Source organism: Microbulbifer mixtoriginis (SeqCode), from assembly GCF_052467705.1.
On sequence record NZ_CP174322.1, the window covers coordinates 2,722,439 to 2,738,199 of the forward strand.

General features: G+C 45.9%; 11 protein-coding genes. 7 read left to right on the forward strand and 4 right to left on the reverse strand.

Going from position 1 to position 15,761, the window contains the following annotated elements:
* Positions 1–53 precede the first annotated feature (53 nt).
* From ACJJIB_RS12000 to ACJJIB_RS12010, 3 genes are all read left to right on the forward strand, one after another.
* Positions 54–623, forward strand: a complete 570-nt coding sequence (locus tag ACJJIB_RS12000) for a dihydrofolate reductase family protein (RefSeq protein ID WP_444884874.1) — start codon at positions 54–56, stop codon at positions 621–623.
* Positions 624–997: 374 nt separating this feature from the next.
* Positions 998–1,747 carry an alpha/beta hydrolase family protein gene (locus ACJJIB_RS12005; RefSeq protein ID WP_444884873.1) on the forward strand — a complete coding sequence of 250 codons (750 nt, stop codon included), beginning with the start codon at positions 998–1,000 and terminating at the stop codon, positions 1,745–1,747.
* Between the two features lie 1,741 nt (positions 1,748–3,488).
* Positions 3,489–4,385, forward strand: a complete 897-nt coding sequence (locus tag ACJJIB_RS12010; protein ID WP_444886207.1) for a TlpA family protein disulfide reductase — start codon at positions 3,489–3,491, stop codon at positions 4,383–4,385.
* A gap of 118 nt (positions 4,386–4,503) precedes the next feature.
* Here ACJJIB_RS12010 and ACJJIB_RS12015 read toward each other — a convergent pair whose 3' ends face one another.
* The gene (locus ACJJIB_RS12015; RefSeq protein ID WP_444886208.1) at positions 4,504–5,397 is read right to left on the reverse strand and encodes a LysR family transcriptional regulator; all 894 of its coding nucleotides are present in this window, start codon (positions 5,395–5,397) and stop codon (positions 4,504–4,506) included.
* A gap of 202 nt (positions 5,398–5,599) precedes the next feature.
* Between ACJJIB_RS12015 and ACJJIB_RS12020 the strand changes: the two genes are divergently transcribed.
* Positions 5,600–6,262 carry a peroxiredoxin-like family protein gene (locus tag ACJJIB_RS12020; RefSeq protein ID WP_444886209.1) on the forward strand — a complete coding sequence of 221 codons (663 nt, stop codon included), beginning with the start codon at positions 5,600–5,602 and terminating at the stop codon, positions 6,260–6,262.
* Positions 6,263–6,370: 108 nt separating this feature from the next.
* Positions 6,371–6,937, forward strand: a complete 567-nt coding sequence (locus tag ACJJIB_RS12025; protein WP_444886210.1) for a carboxymuconolactone decarboxylase family protein — start codon at positions 6,371–6,373, stop codon at positions 6,935–6,937.
* Between the two features lie 187 nt (positions 6,938–7,124).
* Here ACJJIB_RS12025 and ACJJIB_RS12030 read toward each other — a convergent pair whose 3' ends face one another.
* Positions 7,125–8,018: an enoyl-CoA hydratase-related protein gene (locus tag ACJJIB_RS12030; RefSeq protein WP_444886211.1), complete on the reverse strand. Its 894-nt coding sequence runs from the start codon at positions 8,016–8,018 to the stop codon at positions 7,125–7,127.
* A 274-nt stretch (positions 8,019–8,292) separates the two neighbouring features.
* Here ACJJIB_RS12030 and ACJJIB_RS12035 point away from each other — a divergent pair, with 274 nt between their 5' ends.
* Together ACJJIB_RS12035 and zigA are read left to right on the forward strand one after the other, a co-directional pair.
* On the forward strand, positions 8,293–9,546 hold the full coding sequence (locus tag ACJJIB_RS12035; RefSeq protein ID WP_444886212.1) for a tyrosine-type recombinase/integrase: 1,254 nt from the start codon (positions 8,293–8,295) through the stop codon (positions 9,544–9,546).
* A 121-nt stretch (positions 9,547–9,667) separates the two neighbouring features.
* On the forward strand, positions 9,668–10,873 hold the full coding sequence (gene zigA, locus ACJJIB_RS12040; RefSeq protein ID WP_444886213.1) for a zinc metallochaperone GTPase ZigA: 1,206 nt from the start codon (positions 9,668–9,670) through the stop codon (positions 10,871–10,873).
* A 100-nt stretch (positions 10,874–10,973) separates the two neighbouring features.
* On the opposite strand, the gene ACJJIB_RS12045 is transcribed toward zigA, so the two are convergent.
* Both ACJJIB_RS12045 and ACJJIB_RS12050 read right to left on the reverse strand, forming a co-directional pair.
* Positions 10,974–12,200 (reverse strand): S8 family peptidase, encoded by a 1,227-nt coding sequence (locus ACJJIB_RS12045; RefSeq protein ID WP_444886214.1) that lies wholly within the window; start codon positions 12,198–12,200, stop codon positions 10,974–10,976.
* 747 nt (positions 12,201–12,947) lie between these two features.
* Positions 12,948–14,882 carry a S8 family peptidase gene (locus ACJJIB_RS12050; protein ID WP_444886215.1) on the reverse strand — a complete coding sequence of 645 codons (1,935 nt, stop codon included), beginning with the start codon at positions 14,880–14,882 and terminating at the stop codon, positions 12,948–12,950.
* Positions 14,883–15,761 lie beyond the last annotated feature (879 nt).

Below are 15,761 nucleotides of genomic sequence, written 5' to 3' on the forward strand. Positions count from 1 at the left end.
GCTACAAAGGGAAGAATTCATCTACTCAATCGCTTGTTTAGGAGAAACAGGATATGAGGCGTTTAGTTGTTTGGAATGTGATGACGTTGGACGGGTACTTTGAAGGCACTGCGCCCTGGGCGTTGGACCATCACGGAACAGTGTGGGGCGACGAGTTAGAAGCTTTCTCTCTTCAGCAGGGCGATGAAATCGGCACCTTGTTGTTTGGACGCTGCACCTATGAGGGGATGGCCAGTCATTGGAGGAATGAAACGGGGGCGGTTGCGGACATGATGAACTCACTTGAGAAAGCTGTCATCACTCGCACACTTGAAACCGCCGATTGGTCAAACACTCGCCTTTTAAAAGGCGAGGCCGGCGAACACGTTCGCGCGCTGAAGAGGGAGACAGGGAAGAGAGATATCTTCGTTTTCGGAAGCGCAGACCTTGTAGCTACTCTGCTCGCAAGGGGCTTGGTAGACGAATACAGGATATGCCTTGCCCCCATCGTGCTTGGAGCAGGCTCACCTCTCTTCAAAGCTGACGCCATCCAGAAGAATTTTGAACTCATGCGGGCGGACGCCCTTAAATCGGGCGGGGTGATCCTTCGCTACAAGTGCTTGCAGAAAGGTGGAGAAGTATAACAAATCGCAAAGTTTCTATTTTCTTTAAGGGCATTAGGCCTTCACGGAAATCCGTGGAATTCCTATATTCCAGCAGTCATATGGATTGATTGATACAGTTCAAATAGCCATCTATCTTATACCGGTGTAATCACCAATTTTTATACTGTCATAATAAGGCCTCAACCTTTTCGGTTACCACTTGATTCGGATAGAAGGCGATACAAGCATTAATTACTTTGGCAAAGTCGAATGCGGCTTTGTAGGTCCATGCAATAGTTGAAGTAACTGGAGCGGACAATGGGGCGTCTTTACCTCAATATGAACCAGTTAAAAGAAGTGAAGAAGTATGCTGAAAAGTTGAAGTAATTCATCAATATATATTGGATAATATTATGGAATTTAATTTCCCAAATCGTGACGGTGTAGAATTAAAGGGTAAATTAGAGAATTCCACCGGGAACCCAAAGGCCTATGCAATTTTTGCACATTGTTTCACATGCTCAAAAGATATCATTGCTGCGAGCGCTATTAGTAAATCATTGACTAGCAAAGGAATATCAGTATTAAGATTTGATTTTACTGGGTTAGGTAACAGTGATGGAGATTTTTCCAATACTAACTTTTCATCTAATGTTGAAGACTTACTTAGTGCTTGCAATGAAATTGAAAACCGCTTTGAAGCGCCAAAATTGCTAATTGGGCATAGTTTTGGTGGTGCTGCCGTATTAAAAGCCGCTGGTATGCTAAAGACAGCTAAAGCTGTTGTTACTATAGCCGCTCCAAGTGATGTAAAACATATCCAACATATGTTTAAAGATAAGCTCGATAACATCAATAAAACAGGACAGGCAAAAGTGGTGCTTGCTGGCCGAGAGTTTACACTTAAAAAGCAGTTTATCGACGATATAAATGAAGCAGACATCTTGGTTAACCTTAAGGAATTAAGGAAAGCTTTACTAGTTATGCATTCACCACTAGATAGCACTGTTTCTATTGATCATGCTGCAAAAATATTTAGCGCCGCGCACCATCCAAAAAGTTTTATTTCCTTAGATAAAGCCGATCACTTGCTTATGAAGAAATCAGATGCTGAATATGTCGGCAATGTTATTGGAGCCTGGGCTCAAAGATACATTAGTTAATACGACATATAATAGAGAATAATGCTGGAGCTTAGAATCCAATAAAAATATGGACTCGTCTGTTAAAGATTAAGTTGTATAACTGAGCTTTACTGACTTCCAGGAACCTTTGGATCAAACAACATAGCCAGTACCAGATGGCCTTTGGATTGCTCCCTTATTACATTAAACATCCAGAAGCTTAATTAAGCTCATTTTTCAAAATAAACGATGAAAACCCTTGTTTTTGTAAGCATAGATCTTCCGCAAGGAATCATCGCCTCAATCCATCGCAGCCGCTACTTACTCAAGAATGAGTTACTTTAGTTTGACTGCACTCTGAGTGAAATTTCGAAATTATATCGATTACGACGAGAAAGTAAGCAGTTACGGATAGAGAAGGAAATCTCAAAAAAGGCCGGTGTAGATTCAAAAGTACAGCATTATTAAGGTACAGCAAGGCAGCTTTCAAGTGAGGTTGCTCTACCGGGTAATGCAGGTAATGCACTACAAGCAAAAATGTACGAGATGCCAGGGTCTGAGCACAGAAATTCGTTAGCTGTTACAACGATCAGCATCGCCGTAATCAATTCAATTTTGTTACAGCCAATCAGCGTCATCGAGGAGAGGATTACGTAATAACTCGTATTATTCTTTTCCACTCCGTTATATATATTATGCCTATCAAATTGGTACACTGGATTCACTACTCTCACTATCAGACATAACAAAAAAGGAAATTTTGATGTTGCATCTAAAAACTTTACCCAGCCAGGTCGGCAACTCTTGCGCCGCTCACTGCACCGAGATCGCAGTGTCAGGATACGACATCCGTGCACCAAGGCCACAGGCATTTGTGGAAGGGACTCTGTGGAACGCCGTCAAATGGCAGAATGCGGACCTACCTCCTATGCCAAACGGTGCTGACCATCCCTTAGTGGCGGCCAACAATAGTTCGCCGATGCGTGTGCGAAACTATGTGAATACCCAGTGCCCTGGGCGTACCGGTCGGATTTTATATGACGCGACTCAGAAAGACATGTGCCTTCAATTCGCGCAGGCGGCCAATAGAAATGATTATAATGCGTTGTTTACAAATCTTATACAGCCAGCTAGTAATGGGGGAATGCCGAGGAACTTGCGTGCCGACACCTTTTACAATTGCGCTTTTATGATGTTTCGAGGCCCTTCCCCTGGGTCTGCTCATGAAATGGGTTTCCATAATATCCTGGTTGCCAAGGATGGGTCCACAATCAAATATTATAACCCGAATGAAGATCAACCAGTTTGGAGGGCTGATATTGGATGGCGAACGTTGCGCCATCAAAACGCTGGAAGGCATAGTTACGTTTGGAGTGGTATTGCAATCGAAATCACCTAGCAGTTAATGTTTGATGATGCGATCATTAGTATGGATCATGGGGTTTATCTTTGGTTTTGCTTTTAGGTTTAGGCACTTTCATCAAAACCGATAAACCCTTCTTATTCAAGACGATCTGTCAGATCGTGGTCTGATCTTGTCTACATCTTTACACCTTCTTCCAGCTTACTCGCTCCTTTATTTGTTAAGAAATACTAAATTCCTGCTAGAACTGAGTGTAAGTTACTCATGCCAGCCACAACTAATAGATCGATAAAATAAATTCAATTGTATCCGTTTTCGCAACATTGTTTCTCTATTCGAACTGATTATTGAGTCAATGTGATGTACTAGGATAGATCGCAAGTTTTGGACATAAACCCAACGCTTCAGGAGCTTGAAATGAAAGCAAAACTTATTTTACCAATGATTCTATTAAACATGCTTGGCGGAGTAGGGTCCGGCATCATGATCTATATATCTGGTGGCGATCCGGTTTGGGTCGGCGCACTTTTAGCGACCCTGCCTTTACCATTTTTCTTGATGGTCTTAACAAATGTGTTCAGCATTTCAAGAACATCAGAAAGATTACCAATTATTCAAGCCGTTAACTTTATAGGAGTTGCATTGGTTGCTTATTCAACTTATTCGAACCAGGCTCCAATGTCCTTGTCTCTATACATTCCTATTGCAGCTGCTGCTCTGGGCTTCCTATCCCTTCACTGGTATATCTGGTCATTCTCCGTCTACAACCGTAAAAAGAGCAAAGCCATATCAAAAGGCCAAAAACTGCCTGAAATGAACTTTAATCGATTAGATAAATCAAGTGTGTCTTCCACCTCTTTTGACGAATCTAAAACACTATTAGTGTTCTTTAGAGCCAACTGGTGCCCATTCTGTATGAACCAGTTAAAAGAAGTGAAGAAGTATGCTGAGACACTTAAGCAATATGATGTGAAGGTAAAGTTTATCTCTAACCAAGGCTACGACAACTCAAGGAAGTTAGCCGACAAGCTTGACCTGCCTGGTCATTTTGAAATTCTTCAAGATGACAACCTAATGGGTGCTAAAGCCTTAGGCATTGAAGATATTGGCGGTTCTCCTGCAGGAATGCCTGGGTACCCTAAGGATACTGTTATGGCTACGGTGATAGCACTGGACGAAGGTGGCAAGGTTCTATTCGGAGATGAGACCGACAATTATCGCAGACGCCCAAATCCTACGACTTTCCTGCATGTTTTTGCTGACTCAGCACCACAGCTAGAAAAGGACAAACCAACCTTTAAAAGCATTGCTTAGCGAAAGGCCCAAACTTAACAACCAGAAGGTTTTCGTCAACCAATCTCCCCCTTTCTAGAACTAGAGAGGGGGTTCTCTTTATGAAATTATTCTGCGATTTCACCTGACACCCTAAATCCTAATCCAGCACGCTTTGTAGAAAATCGATAAAAACTCTCGTTTTCGCAGGCATCGCTCTACCACTGGGAATCAGTGCACTAACCGGTGGACCGGGTACTACTTTCTCAGGAAACAACTCAATAACTTCGCCAGTCTGAATAGAAGAACCGAGAGCAGTATCATATACCTGAGCAATACCCATACCAGCGACTACTGCATCTATCAGTGTTCGTCCATCTCTAAAAATTGCCAGCGGGGAAGGGGAGAATTCAGTAATTGAGTCATCATTTTCTCGAAATGACCAGGCTCTTACTTTTCCTGTAGGCGCTCTGAAAACAAGAGCATCATGCTCTCTCAGCTCCTCCAAATTCTTAGGTTTACCTTTCTGGGAAAGGTATTCAGGCGAAGCACACAAAATACGTCTAGATCCGCATAATGTTTTTGCGATAAAAGAACTATCCTCTAGTTCGCCAATTCTAACAACGACATCCCATTCACCTTTAATAGCGTCCTCCAGGCTATCTGAAAGAGAGACCTCGACCGTAACCTTGGGATGCAACTGCGTGAACCCCTTTAAAGCACTGACAATATTTCGGCCTATGCCTATTGGCAAATTGATACGCAATCGTCCGGCAGGCTCATCCTTCCTGGCATGCAGCAAAAGCCTGGCCTCATTGATTGTTTCTAACGCATGTTTTGCGGCATCCAGAAATATTTTGCCTTCTTCTGTCAGCCTGATACTTCGTGTGGTTCTGTTGAATAGCTTAAGACCCAACTCCTCCTCAAGCTTCTTAACTGCCTTACCAGCGCCTGATTTGGTTGAGTTCAATGATGCCGCCGCCTTTGTAAAGCTTCCGTGTTCGGCTACGGCAATAAATACGACTATTTCGTTCAAATGGGCTTGTTGAAACACAGATTGTGTCCCTAATGGATACAATGAGTTTCAAAATAGCATGTTTATAGCACAAATCAAAGTAACTAACCTTCCCAATAGTGGTTTGGCGTAAGTACCTGCATAGAGGCCAATTGGAGAGTTAAGTACGTCGCCTCTTGGTCCATCGAAGGCTTACCCAAAGCTCGCGCTTCCAAACTTTAAACCATTAGAGGAGTAGGTTATGTCTCTTCAAGACAAACTAGATGCTTTCAAAGAAGTATTTAAGCAACAGGCCCCGGAAGGAGCATTTGAAGCCTTTGCCAGATCATCCAAGGAATTGGCTGCTAGTGGCCAAATTGAACGTTCGATTAAAGTAGGGGAGAAAGTCCCATACTTTACATTGCCAGATTCAGAAGGTAACGACGTTGCCCTGGAAGGGCTCCTTGCCAAAGGGCCCGTTATTCTAACGTTCTATCGAGGCGTGTGGTGCCCCTACTGCAATATTGAGCTGCAAGCGTTAGAAGAAGTTGCCGCAGAGATCAAAGCGCGTGGCGCAACCCTGGTTGCTGTTTCCATGCAAGGGCCCGCTGAAAGCCGTAAATCTCAGAGAGATAACAAGCTAAGCTTCCCAATTCTGACTGATCAAAGTGGAAAGCTTGCTGAAAAGTTTGGTATCCGCTGGACATTACAACCTTATGTAATTGAGTTCCACAAGGTGTTCAAAGTCGAACTCCCGACCATCCATCGTGACGGCGCGTGGAACTTACCTATGCCAGCAAGATATGTCATAGATACTGATGGAACAATCGCATATGCGGAGGTGAATCCTGACTATACGCGTCGCCCCGAACCCAGCGACTTATTTCCCGTACTTGAAAAGCTGAGTCAGTCTACAACTGCATAGTATGTAAACACCTCCACCTCTTTAGCGCTGACTAGCGCCAAAGAGGTGCAAGCACTCAATGTAAATCGATATCGAGCACCGTAAAACCCAACTTATATGGTAAGACTCATGGTCAATTTTACACGTTACACAATTGAAACAGCACCAGAAGCCTCTAAGCCCACTCTAGAAGCCGCTAAAAAGAAATTGGGATTTGTACCCAATCTAATGGCAACCATGGCCGAATCACCTGTAATGGTAGAGAGCTACCTAACACTTATGGGATTATTTGATAAATCTCGCTTGAGCGAAACGGAGCGAGAGATAATCCTGATGACAAACAGCCGCCTAAACGGTTGCACCTACTGCATGGCTGCGCATACCGCCGTTTGCAAAATGGCCGGTGTAGATGAAAATGTAATCAAGGCGCTGCGTAGCGGCAAAACACTCGATGATCCTAAACTCGAAGCGCTCCGAGCATTCAGTGTCATTATCAATGAGAAACGTGGATGGGCCACAGAAGAGGAGGTTGAGGCGTTTCTTGCAGCAGGTTATACGAAAGAGACGGTTCTAGAGGTGATAGTTGGAACTAGTCTAAAAGTACTCTCGAATTACTCTACCCACAATCTGAATGTCAGTCTCGATGATGCGTTTTTGCCAATGGCTTGGAGTAAGGATATGGATTCGAATGGTTGAGCGTAAAAGCAAATAAACAACACGTATCCGATTCATGCGTCTAATAAAAACTGGGCCTTGGGAAGAGGGTGCCTGTCCAGATCATAAAAGTGACGATAAGAACCCCACTGATTCAACAAAGTAATGAGGCCCATATAGCCACTATGGGCCTCTACTACAAATACAGCCTTCTTTTGGCTTATCGTAATTACTCCATTTCGCTACGAATAATGCCGGGTGTTTTGGCTTGCCCTCGCACTCGGTCAGGATGATCGCGCTCGTTAAAGCGCCTCAAGCCTTCGGACAGCTCTGCTTTGGATTCAGAGTCGCTGAATAATCGGTTAAAGCACTCAGCCTCAATTCGTAGACCTTCATCAAGATCCTTTCCATAACCACGAATGGCGGCTTCTTTATCAGAGTGAATCGCTGGCTGGGGAAGGGTGGAGATATACTGTGCCAACTCAACGGCACGATCTAATGCGGCTCCCTTTGGTACCACTTCGTTGGCCAACCCAATGCGATAAGCTTCTTCAGCATTAATAACTTTTCCCGTGATGATTAACTCCAGCGCTCGCCCCATACCAACAATACGCGGCAGACGCTGAGTACCACCATCGGCTAAGCCGATATTCCAACGACGACAAGTCATACCAAAGGATGCGTGTTCTTCTACAATCCGCATATCAGCAAAACATGCCCACTCAAAGCCACCCGCATAAGCAATTCCGTTCACAGCCGCAATGATAGGCTTATAAATATCGGTCCAGCGGGATGGACCTATAATACCTGGAGCTTCACCTCGATTATGCCGGGCAATATCAGCGGGTTCTACAGGACATAAAACAGCCTCGTCAGGATCGGGGTGATTGGTGGGTTCGGTTGCAGCAAGATTGCTTTTCAAATCACCCCCTGCACAAAATGCAGAATCGCCAGCGCCGGTGATTACCGCAACTTTAGCTCCCTTATCAGTACGAAAGCGATCGAATGCATCCACCAGCTCGCGATGAGCGCGTGTTCCAATGCAGTTCTTAACCTCTGGACGGTTAAAAGTAATGATGGTTACAGGGCCATTTTGCTCATATTTAATATGATGATATTCCATGTCATAAGACCTTTATCATGTGGCGTTGAAGTAACATCTGGAATCTAGCCTTGAGCTGTCAATCTAATTCGGTACTCGTTTAGGAAATAGTGATTTCTAGCATGAAGAAGGAGAAGAGCCCAGAAGCTGATTTAAGCTGGCGATGTAAGAAAGTTACTAAGCTAGAGGGCTTGTTACAAGCCTACTATTTCCGATATTTGTGAATATCGGATATTTTATAAATGCCCGATTTTCCGTATAATTTGCTGCATTCCAACAACAACTCCATATTTCTATGTCTGCTTCCAACCGGCCACCAGCACCAATCATCGACAACCTGAGCAATCTTGAGAATCCATTCCGCTGCACCAGCTTTTCAGCTAGCCGTTTTCTCAGCAAGCAGATTCCTGGTGCTGATACTGATCTGGAGTTCACGCTTAAGTTTCTTTATAGCTATAACGGCAGCCAGGCAACGTTTAATAGCTACCGCCGTGAACTTGAGCGCTTGCTGCAATGGGCGTGGCGCATTGAAGAAGTTTCAATAATGACTCTGAAGCGCGAACACATTGAGGAGTTTGTGCAGTTTTGCATTGAGCCTCCAATTGCCTGGATCGGAACTAAGAATGTTGCCAGGTTCAAAACACAGAATGGCGAGCGCGTTGTGAATGCCGATTGGCGGCCATTCGTAGTCAGTGTGTCCAAAGTTGAATTTCGTGCTGGTAAAACGGCTTCTCCCAAGGAGTTCCGGCCATCCCAGGCAGCGATCAAATGCATCTTTACTGCATTATCATCCTTCTTCGATTTTCTCTATCAAGAAGGCTTGGTTCCAGCCAATCCTGTGGCACTGATTCGCCAGAAAAGTAAGTTTGTTCGACGTGAGCAACAAAGCCAGGTTGTGCGCCGAATCAGCAACTTGCAGTGGGACTATGTCCTGGAGACTGCTGAGATCATGGCCGAGACATCACCAACTGATCACGAGCGAACTTTATTCATTATGAACGCCCTATTCGCTATGTATTTGCGAATCTCTGAATTGGTTGCAGATGAAAGATCGGCACCAGTTATGGGTGATTTCAAGAAAGATCGCGACGGAAACTGGTGGTTTCACGTTACAGGTAAAGGTAACAAAGGCCGGGCGATCACTGTTTGCGACCAAATGTTGAAGGCCTTGAAGCGCTACAGAAATTATTTGCAGCTCCCTGCTCTGCCCAGCATTAATGAGCAGACACCTCTGGTGCACAAGTCCCGTGGCAAGGGACCGGTTACCAGTACCCGACAGGTTCGCCTGATTGTTCAAAACTGCTTTGATGCTGCCCACCAACGGATGGTTGAAGAAGGCTTAGGGGAAGATGCTGAAGACCTTAAGGCTGCCACTGTGCACTGGCTCCGCCATACGGGTATTTCTGAAGATGTGAAGTACCGCCCCCGCGAGCATGTGCGCGATGATGCGGGACATGCAAGTATGGCTACGACCGATCGCTATATTGATTCCGACATGCGGGAGCGACATGAAAGTGGGCGAAGTAAGCGGGTAAAAGAGGAGCGGTAATACTACCGCCCTACCCTCATATAAATGAAATAGCTTGACCCAAAAAAGATACGATATATCATTGCTCAACATCCAATTAACCTAGTACACATGGATGAATACGCAGAGTGCGGAGAGGCTAATGGCACATACAAACAAACTCCCAGTCACCGTCCTTTCAGGTTTTCTAGGTGCCGGTAAAACTACCGTACTTAGCCACATACTGAACAATCGCGAAAGCAAAAAAGTTGCTGTAATCGTCAATGATATGAGTGAAATCAATATCGATTCGACGAAAGTACAGAGCGAAGTTTCTCTTAACCGTAGTGAGGAGAAGCTTGTTGAAATGAGTAATGGCTGTATTTGCTGCACTCTGCGGGAAGACCTTCTGGAGGAAGTCACTAAGCTTGCGCAGGAAGGACGGTTTGATTATCTCGTTATTGAATCAACGGGGATTTCTGAACCCTTACCCGTTGCAGAAACCTTCACTTTTGCCGACGAAAATGGTGTTTCTCTCTCTGATGTTGCCAGTTTGGACACAATGGTGACGGTGGTCGATGCAGTCAATTTTTTAAAGGACTATGACGAGGCAGTATTTTTACAGGATGCTGGTGAATCATTAGGCGAAGACGACGAACGCAGTGTAACTGATTTGCTGATCGACCAGGTCGAGTTCGCAGATGTCATTCTGATAAGTAAAACGGATTTAGCTGGCCCTTCTGATGTTGAGCGCCTAGAGGCCATTCTGCGAACTCTAAACACGCAGGCAAAAATAGTTCCGATCTCTCAAGGGCAAGTCAATATTGACGAGGTTTTAAGTACCGGCTTATTTGACTTCGAGCGCGCGCAGCAAGCACCTGGTTGGCTTAAAGAGATGCGAGGTGAGCATATTCCTGAAACTGAAGAGTATGGCATTAGCAGTTTCAGCTACGAAGCACGTAGCCCCTTCCATCCAGAAAAATTTCATCAATTTCTGCACAATACTGAGAGGCACGGCAAGTTAATTCGTTCCAAAGGGTATTTTTGGCTGGCGTCCCGCCCTGAGTTTGCGGGCGAATGGAGTCAGGCGGGAGGCATTGCCCACTATGGGTTCGCTGGGATGTTCTGGAAAGCTGTGCCCAAGGAAAACTGGCCCACTGACGAAAATTATCGCAACTCCATTGAAAAGCAATGGGTAGAACCCTTTGGTGATATGCGGCAAGAACTAGTATTTATTGGCCAGAGTCTGAATCAAACCAGTATGACAAAAGCGCTTGATGATTGCCTGCTAAGCGTGGACGAAGTGCTACGAGGCAAAGAATACTGGGCGACATTGAATGATCCATTTCCCGCATGGGAGCAAGGATGAATATTAACCTCTCCGCTGTACTTGGCTAGCTCCTTTAGTGGAAAAGCGTAAAAGACCGACGAGGTGCCGGTCTTTTATAAAACTAACTCCTTTCTACAATTCAATTCTCTATAGCGGCCTCAACGGCTGCCGCCGCATCAACAATGCCTGATCCACAGCGCCGACAAGAGCCCGTAAAGCTTCGGGCTGTACTGGTGAGAATGGATTCAACCTCATCTGGTGTAACATCGGGCTTGACTGAATATATAAGTGCAGCTGTACCGGCAACATGTGGAGCGGCCATGCTGGTACCGGCATAGTATGCGAAGCTATCACTACCGGGAGTTCGCACTCCGCTGTTTAATGTAGAGAGAACGCCATCGGATTCCACCGAATTAGTTTCACCTCCGGGGGCAGCGACATCGACCACATTGCCGTAGTTGGAGTAGTAAGCAAGCCCACCGGAGCGGTTGGTTGCGGATACTGTAATAACTCCTGAACAGTTAGCTGGCGAAAACCAGAAGGCATTCCGCCCAGAGTTACCCGCCGCAACAACAACGGTAGCGCCCAGGCTACGGGCCGTATTAATGGCACTTTGAGTTGTGCTTCCACAGAGGCCAAAGCCCCCCAGGCTCAAGTTCAACACTTGAGCCGGAGTTTCATTGGCTGGTGCACCACTAACCGAGCCGCCAGCGCTCCAGACAATGCCATCAGCAATATCAGAAGTGTAACCGCCGCAGCGGCCGAGTACTCGAACGGGGAGCACTTTTGCTTTATGGGCTATCCCAGCGATGCCCATATTGTTGTTGGTGACGGCAGCAATGGTGCCGGCCACATGAGTCCCATGCCAGCTGCTATCAAACTCGGGATACAGTGGGTTTCCGCAGTAACTATCGGTATACCAATCCCCGGGATCACTGGCATCACTATCACGGCCATCCCCATCTACAGCGATATCGGAATCCGAAATCATGTCGTACCCAGGTAGCAAGTTGTCCATGAGGTCTGAGTGAGCGAGATAACCGGTATCAATAACTGCTACTACCACGCCCTCCCCCTGAGTTATATCCCAGGCTCCGGGCAAATTCAGTCCGCCATCAGCTTCAAAGTAGTGCCACTGGTCGTAATAGCTGGGGTCATTTGGGACCGCCATAGGATGCATCATCAAGTCGGGCTCAGCGTACTCAATATTGGGGTCTTGCTTTAGGCGGTTGATTATCAGGTTGATCTCGGCTTGGCTTTTTCGGCTCCCCAGGTGCATGACTTGTGCACCCGTCGCCATGCGCCGCAAGTGGCGCAAGTTGTGGCCCGCACGGCGAGAGGCTTTATCCACAGTTTCCTGATTCATGCTCGCTGACCGTCCGATCGTGGAATCCTGCTTGTATTTCACAATGATCCGGTCAGTTGTTGGGGAGCTACTTATGTTATCCATTTGGGTGGCGAAGGAGCCTGTACATAGAAGTGAAAACACACCTGCTAGAGTGGATTTTTTCAACAGTGACTTCATTATTGTTATCTCTCCATGATGATTTAGCCGACGGGGTGTGACATCCTAACCATTAGTACCAATGTCCCTGTTGTGACAGGGCACGTTAGGGTTTACGCAAGATATATGCCTGAGCAAGTCATGGCTGGATATTGAGACAAAATTAGTACCAGTGTTTCAATTTTGCCCACAGGGATAGTAGTGGCAACCGATGTATCCTTCTTAGGTGATTGCCGGCCTCTTTCTATTCTTGTGACAGCCTCCACCTAAATAAACTCATTTATCTGTCTTTGCACCGATATAGAGATAACTAAGGGCCTTCCAATCACTGTGCACAGAAAGGCTGCAAAATAGTTTTTGAAAATTTATCTACTTTAAAGAAAAGGCTGGAACTTGAAGGTGATTCACTCTGATAAAACGAGCTTTAATCGCACAGTAAAAATGATCATCACAGAATTGGTGATATTGCCGGCGATATAACTGGGAAAGGATTCTGCGGAGATCAACGTGTTAAATGAAAATGCCAGTCAGATTAACTGACTGGCATTATTTGAGTAGAACAGCTATCTATCCACCCTACAGGAACCTGTCGAATGGGAGTTAGCCCATTTACTCAGTACTAGCACTCAGAGAAACGCCAGAGTAGTCAGAGTAACCGCGGATACTGATATACCAGGTACCTGCGCCTGGATTGCTGATGCTGCAGCTTTCATCATTACCCCACTCGTAAGGACGACAATCATACGCTGTGCGGGTGGGCTCTTGGCCGAAACGAACATAGAGGTCTGCATCCCCACTGCCACCAGACATTACGGCACTCAGCGTTGAAGCTCCGCTGTCAACGTCGATAGTGAAGTGCTGCCAGCTGTTGCGGGAACCACTGAGATTTGTCTCTTCCCAGCTGTCGCTACCGCCACCGCCGCCACCACCTGCGGTGTAGCTGCCTACGAGGCTAACGTTAGAGAAGGAGCTATATCCACGTACCATGACGTGATAGGTTCCTCCCTGTACGTTATCGATATCACAAGTTTCATTATTGCCTGAGGTATAGGGGCGGCAGTCATAGGTGCTGGTTGTCGGAGCGCTGCCATGGCGAACGTAGAGGTCAGCATCGCCGCTTCCACCGGACATTACAAAAGACAAGTCTGTAGCGTTGTTAGGCACTTCTAGGGTGAAGTTAATTTCATCACCACTGTTACCCTCGATACCAGTCTCAGCAACACCATTTTCAAGTTCACCGCCGTCGTTACCGCCACCGCCGCCGCCACCATTGGCCGAGGCTACGGCCGCTGCTGCATCGACAATACCTGAGCCACAGCTGCTGCAAGAAGCCGGGAAGCTCCGTGCGGTACTGGTGAGGATTGATTCAACTTCATCTGGGGTCAAGGTAGGATCTACAGAGTAGAGCAATGCTGCGGCACCGGCCACATGAGGCGCCGCCATACTGGTGCCCTGGATGTAATAGTAACTATCACTGCCGGGGTCAGTAGCACCATTGTTATAGGTAGAGAGGACGCCGTCAGAGTCATTGGCGAAGCTCTGTGCTCCACCCGGCGCTGCAACATCTACCACATTACCGTAATTGGAGTAGTAAGCACGACCGCCACTGCGATTAGTCGCAGCTACTGAGATCACCCCATCACAACTGGCAGGAGTAAATTGGCTTGCGTTAGCATTGCTATTGCCAGCAGCTACAACAACAGTCGCACCGAGACTGCGAGCAGTGTCGATGGCATTTTGTGTGGTAGTACCACAGCTTCCGCTGCCGCCAAGACTAAGATTGAGTACGTCGGCAGGGTTCGCGTTGGTTGGCAGACCACTTACAGAACCGCCAGCCCCCCAAATGATGCCGTCAGCAATATCTGACGTATAGCCACCACAACGGCCGAGCACACGGACAGGAACAATCTTGGCCTCATAGGCAACACCAGCGATACCAAGATTATTGTTGGTAACGCCCGCGATAGTGCCGGCGACATGGGTACCGTGCCAGCTACTGTTGCTTGAGGAGCTATCTCCACAAGTACCAGAGCTATACCAATCACCCGGATCGGTGGCATCGCTATCGCGACCATCGCCATCTACAGAAACGAAGGTATCGTCGATCATGTCGTAGCCCGGCAAAATGTTGGCTGCCAGGTCTGCATGGGGTCGATATCCAGTATCGAGTACCGCGACAACAGCCCCGTTACCCGCAGTGGTATCCCAGGCTGATGGAAGGTTCAAGCCACCGGTAGATTCATAGTAGTGCCACTGATTGAGGTAACTTGGGTCATTAGGTACAGCCACTGCTTTCAAGATCAGATCTGGTTCTGCGTACTCCACATCCGGGTCTTGCCTCAGGCGATCGATAATTGCATTTAATTCAGCTCTATTTTTTCGACCTTCTAAACGCATTACCTGTGCACCAGTAGCCATACGGCGCAGGTGACGTAGTTTGTGGCCGGCATGGCGGGAGGCTTTGTCTACCGTCTCCTTAGCCATGATAGATGCCCGTCCTACCTTAGCATTTTCTTTGTACTTTACGATTATTCGATCAGTCATTAGCGCGTTGTCCGCCTCTTCCGCATAGGTAGCGAAAGGCGCATTACATAGTAGCGAAAATGTACTTGTTAGAACCGTCTTTTTAAAAAATTTATTTAATAATAATTTCATTACTATAGTTTCTCTGAAGTTATATTTATTCCAAAATAAAAATATTTTGAAATTAGTTACTCCTAAGCCATTTCGCCTTGGCCAAATATATTCACTGAATATAAGATCATTTAGTCAGCTAGAACGAAATTGGTACCAACGCTTCTTGTTGGTACAAACGTATAACGGCTTAAGAAATACTATCCTCAGCGATAACCCTTAAACCTGAGTGGGATTCGATGACAAATTTACAATCGTTATAAAATGCCAAAGTAATAAATATTTTTCCGCAAAAATATGAGAATCACTTCACAAGAGATGCCATCAAAACAATTAATTAATGTCTTATGAAATAAATTACGGCTATATTGCCCAAGTATAATTTAATGTTATATCGTATCAAAAAAATTATATTTAACTAGGAATTTTGATGGTAAGTGAACTGATCGAATGGAAATTGGACAGCCTTTAAAAGACGAAATAGACCGCAGAGCTTATAAGTAATAATCACCAACTATTCAGCAGTAATTCCAACTTCCAGAATGGTATTTTCGCTACACATTGGCCTTCACAGGCATTCTCTCGCCAGTGATAATAACCTATCGAACCTAGCTGAAACTTTATGGGAGCAGGTCATATTACTGCCCGAGAAATTCTCAACCTCAAAGAATAAATCTTTTAAGTGCGGATGTAATTTAAATTGCAGAAATATACTTTTGGCGACTTAAATATAACCAACAAAAATTCCCCCATCTTTTCCCATCATCAATAACCACACACCCAAATCTC

Coding starts and splice junctions, on each gene's coding strand:
- ACJJIB_RS12000 (WP_444884874.1), top strand. CDS start 54: ATGAGGCGTTTAGTTGTTTGGAATGTGATGACGTTGGACGGGTACTTT.
- ACJJIB_RS12005 (WP_444884873.1), top strand. CDS start 998: ATGGAATTTAATTTCCCAAATCGTGACGGTGTAGAATTAAAGGGTAAA.
- ACJJIB_RS12010 (WP_444886207.1), top strand. CDS start 3,489: ATGAAAGCAAAACTTATTTTACCAATGATTCTATTAAACATGCTTGGC.
- ACJJIB_RS12020 (WP_444886209.1), top strand. CDS start 5,600: ATGTCTCTTCAAGACAAACTAGATGCTTTCAAAGAAGTATTTAAGCAA.
- ACJJIB_RS12025 (WP_444886210.1), top strand. CDS start 6,371: ATGGTCAATTTTACACGTTACACAATTGAAACAGCACCAGAAGCCTCT.
- ACJJIB_RS12030 (WP_444886211.1), bottom strand. CDS start 8,018: ATGGAATATCATCATATTAAATATGAGCAAAATGGCCCTGTAACCATC.
- ACJJIB_RS12035 (WP_444886212.1), top strand. CDS start 8,293: ATGTCTGCTTCCAACCGGCCACCAGCACCAATCATCGACAACCTGAGC.
- zigA (WP_444886213.1), top strand. CDS start 9,668: ATGGCACATACAAACAAACTCCCAGTCACCGTCCTTTCAGGTTTTCTA.
- ACJJIB_RS12045 (WP_444886214.1), bottom strand. CDS start 12,200: ATGAATCAGGAAACTGTGGATAAAGCCTCTCGCCGTGCGGGCCACAAC.
- ACJJIB_RS12050 (WP_444886215.1), bottom strand. CDS start 14,882: ATGACTGATCGAATAATCGTAAAGTACAAAGAAAATGCTAAGGTAGGA.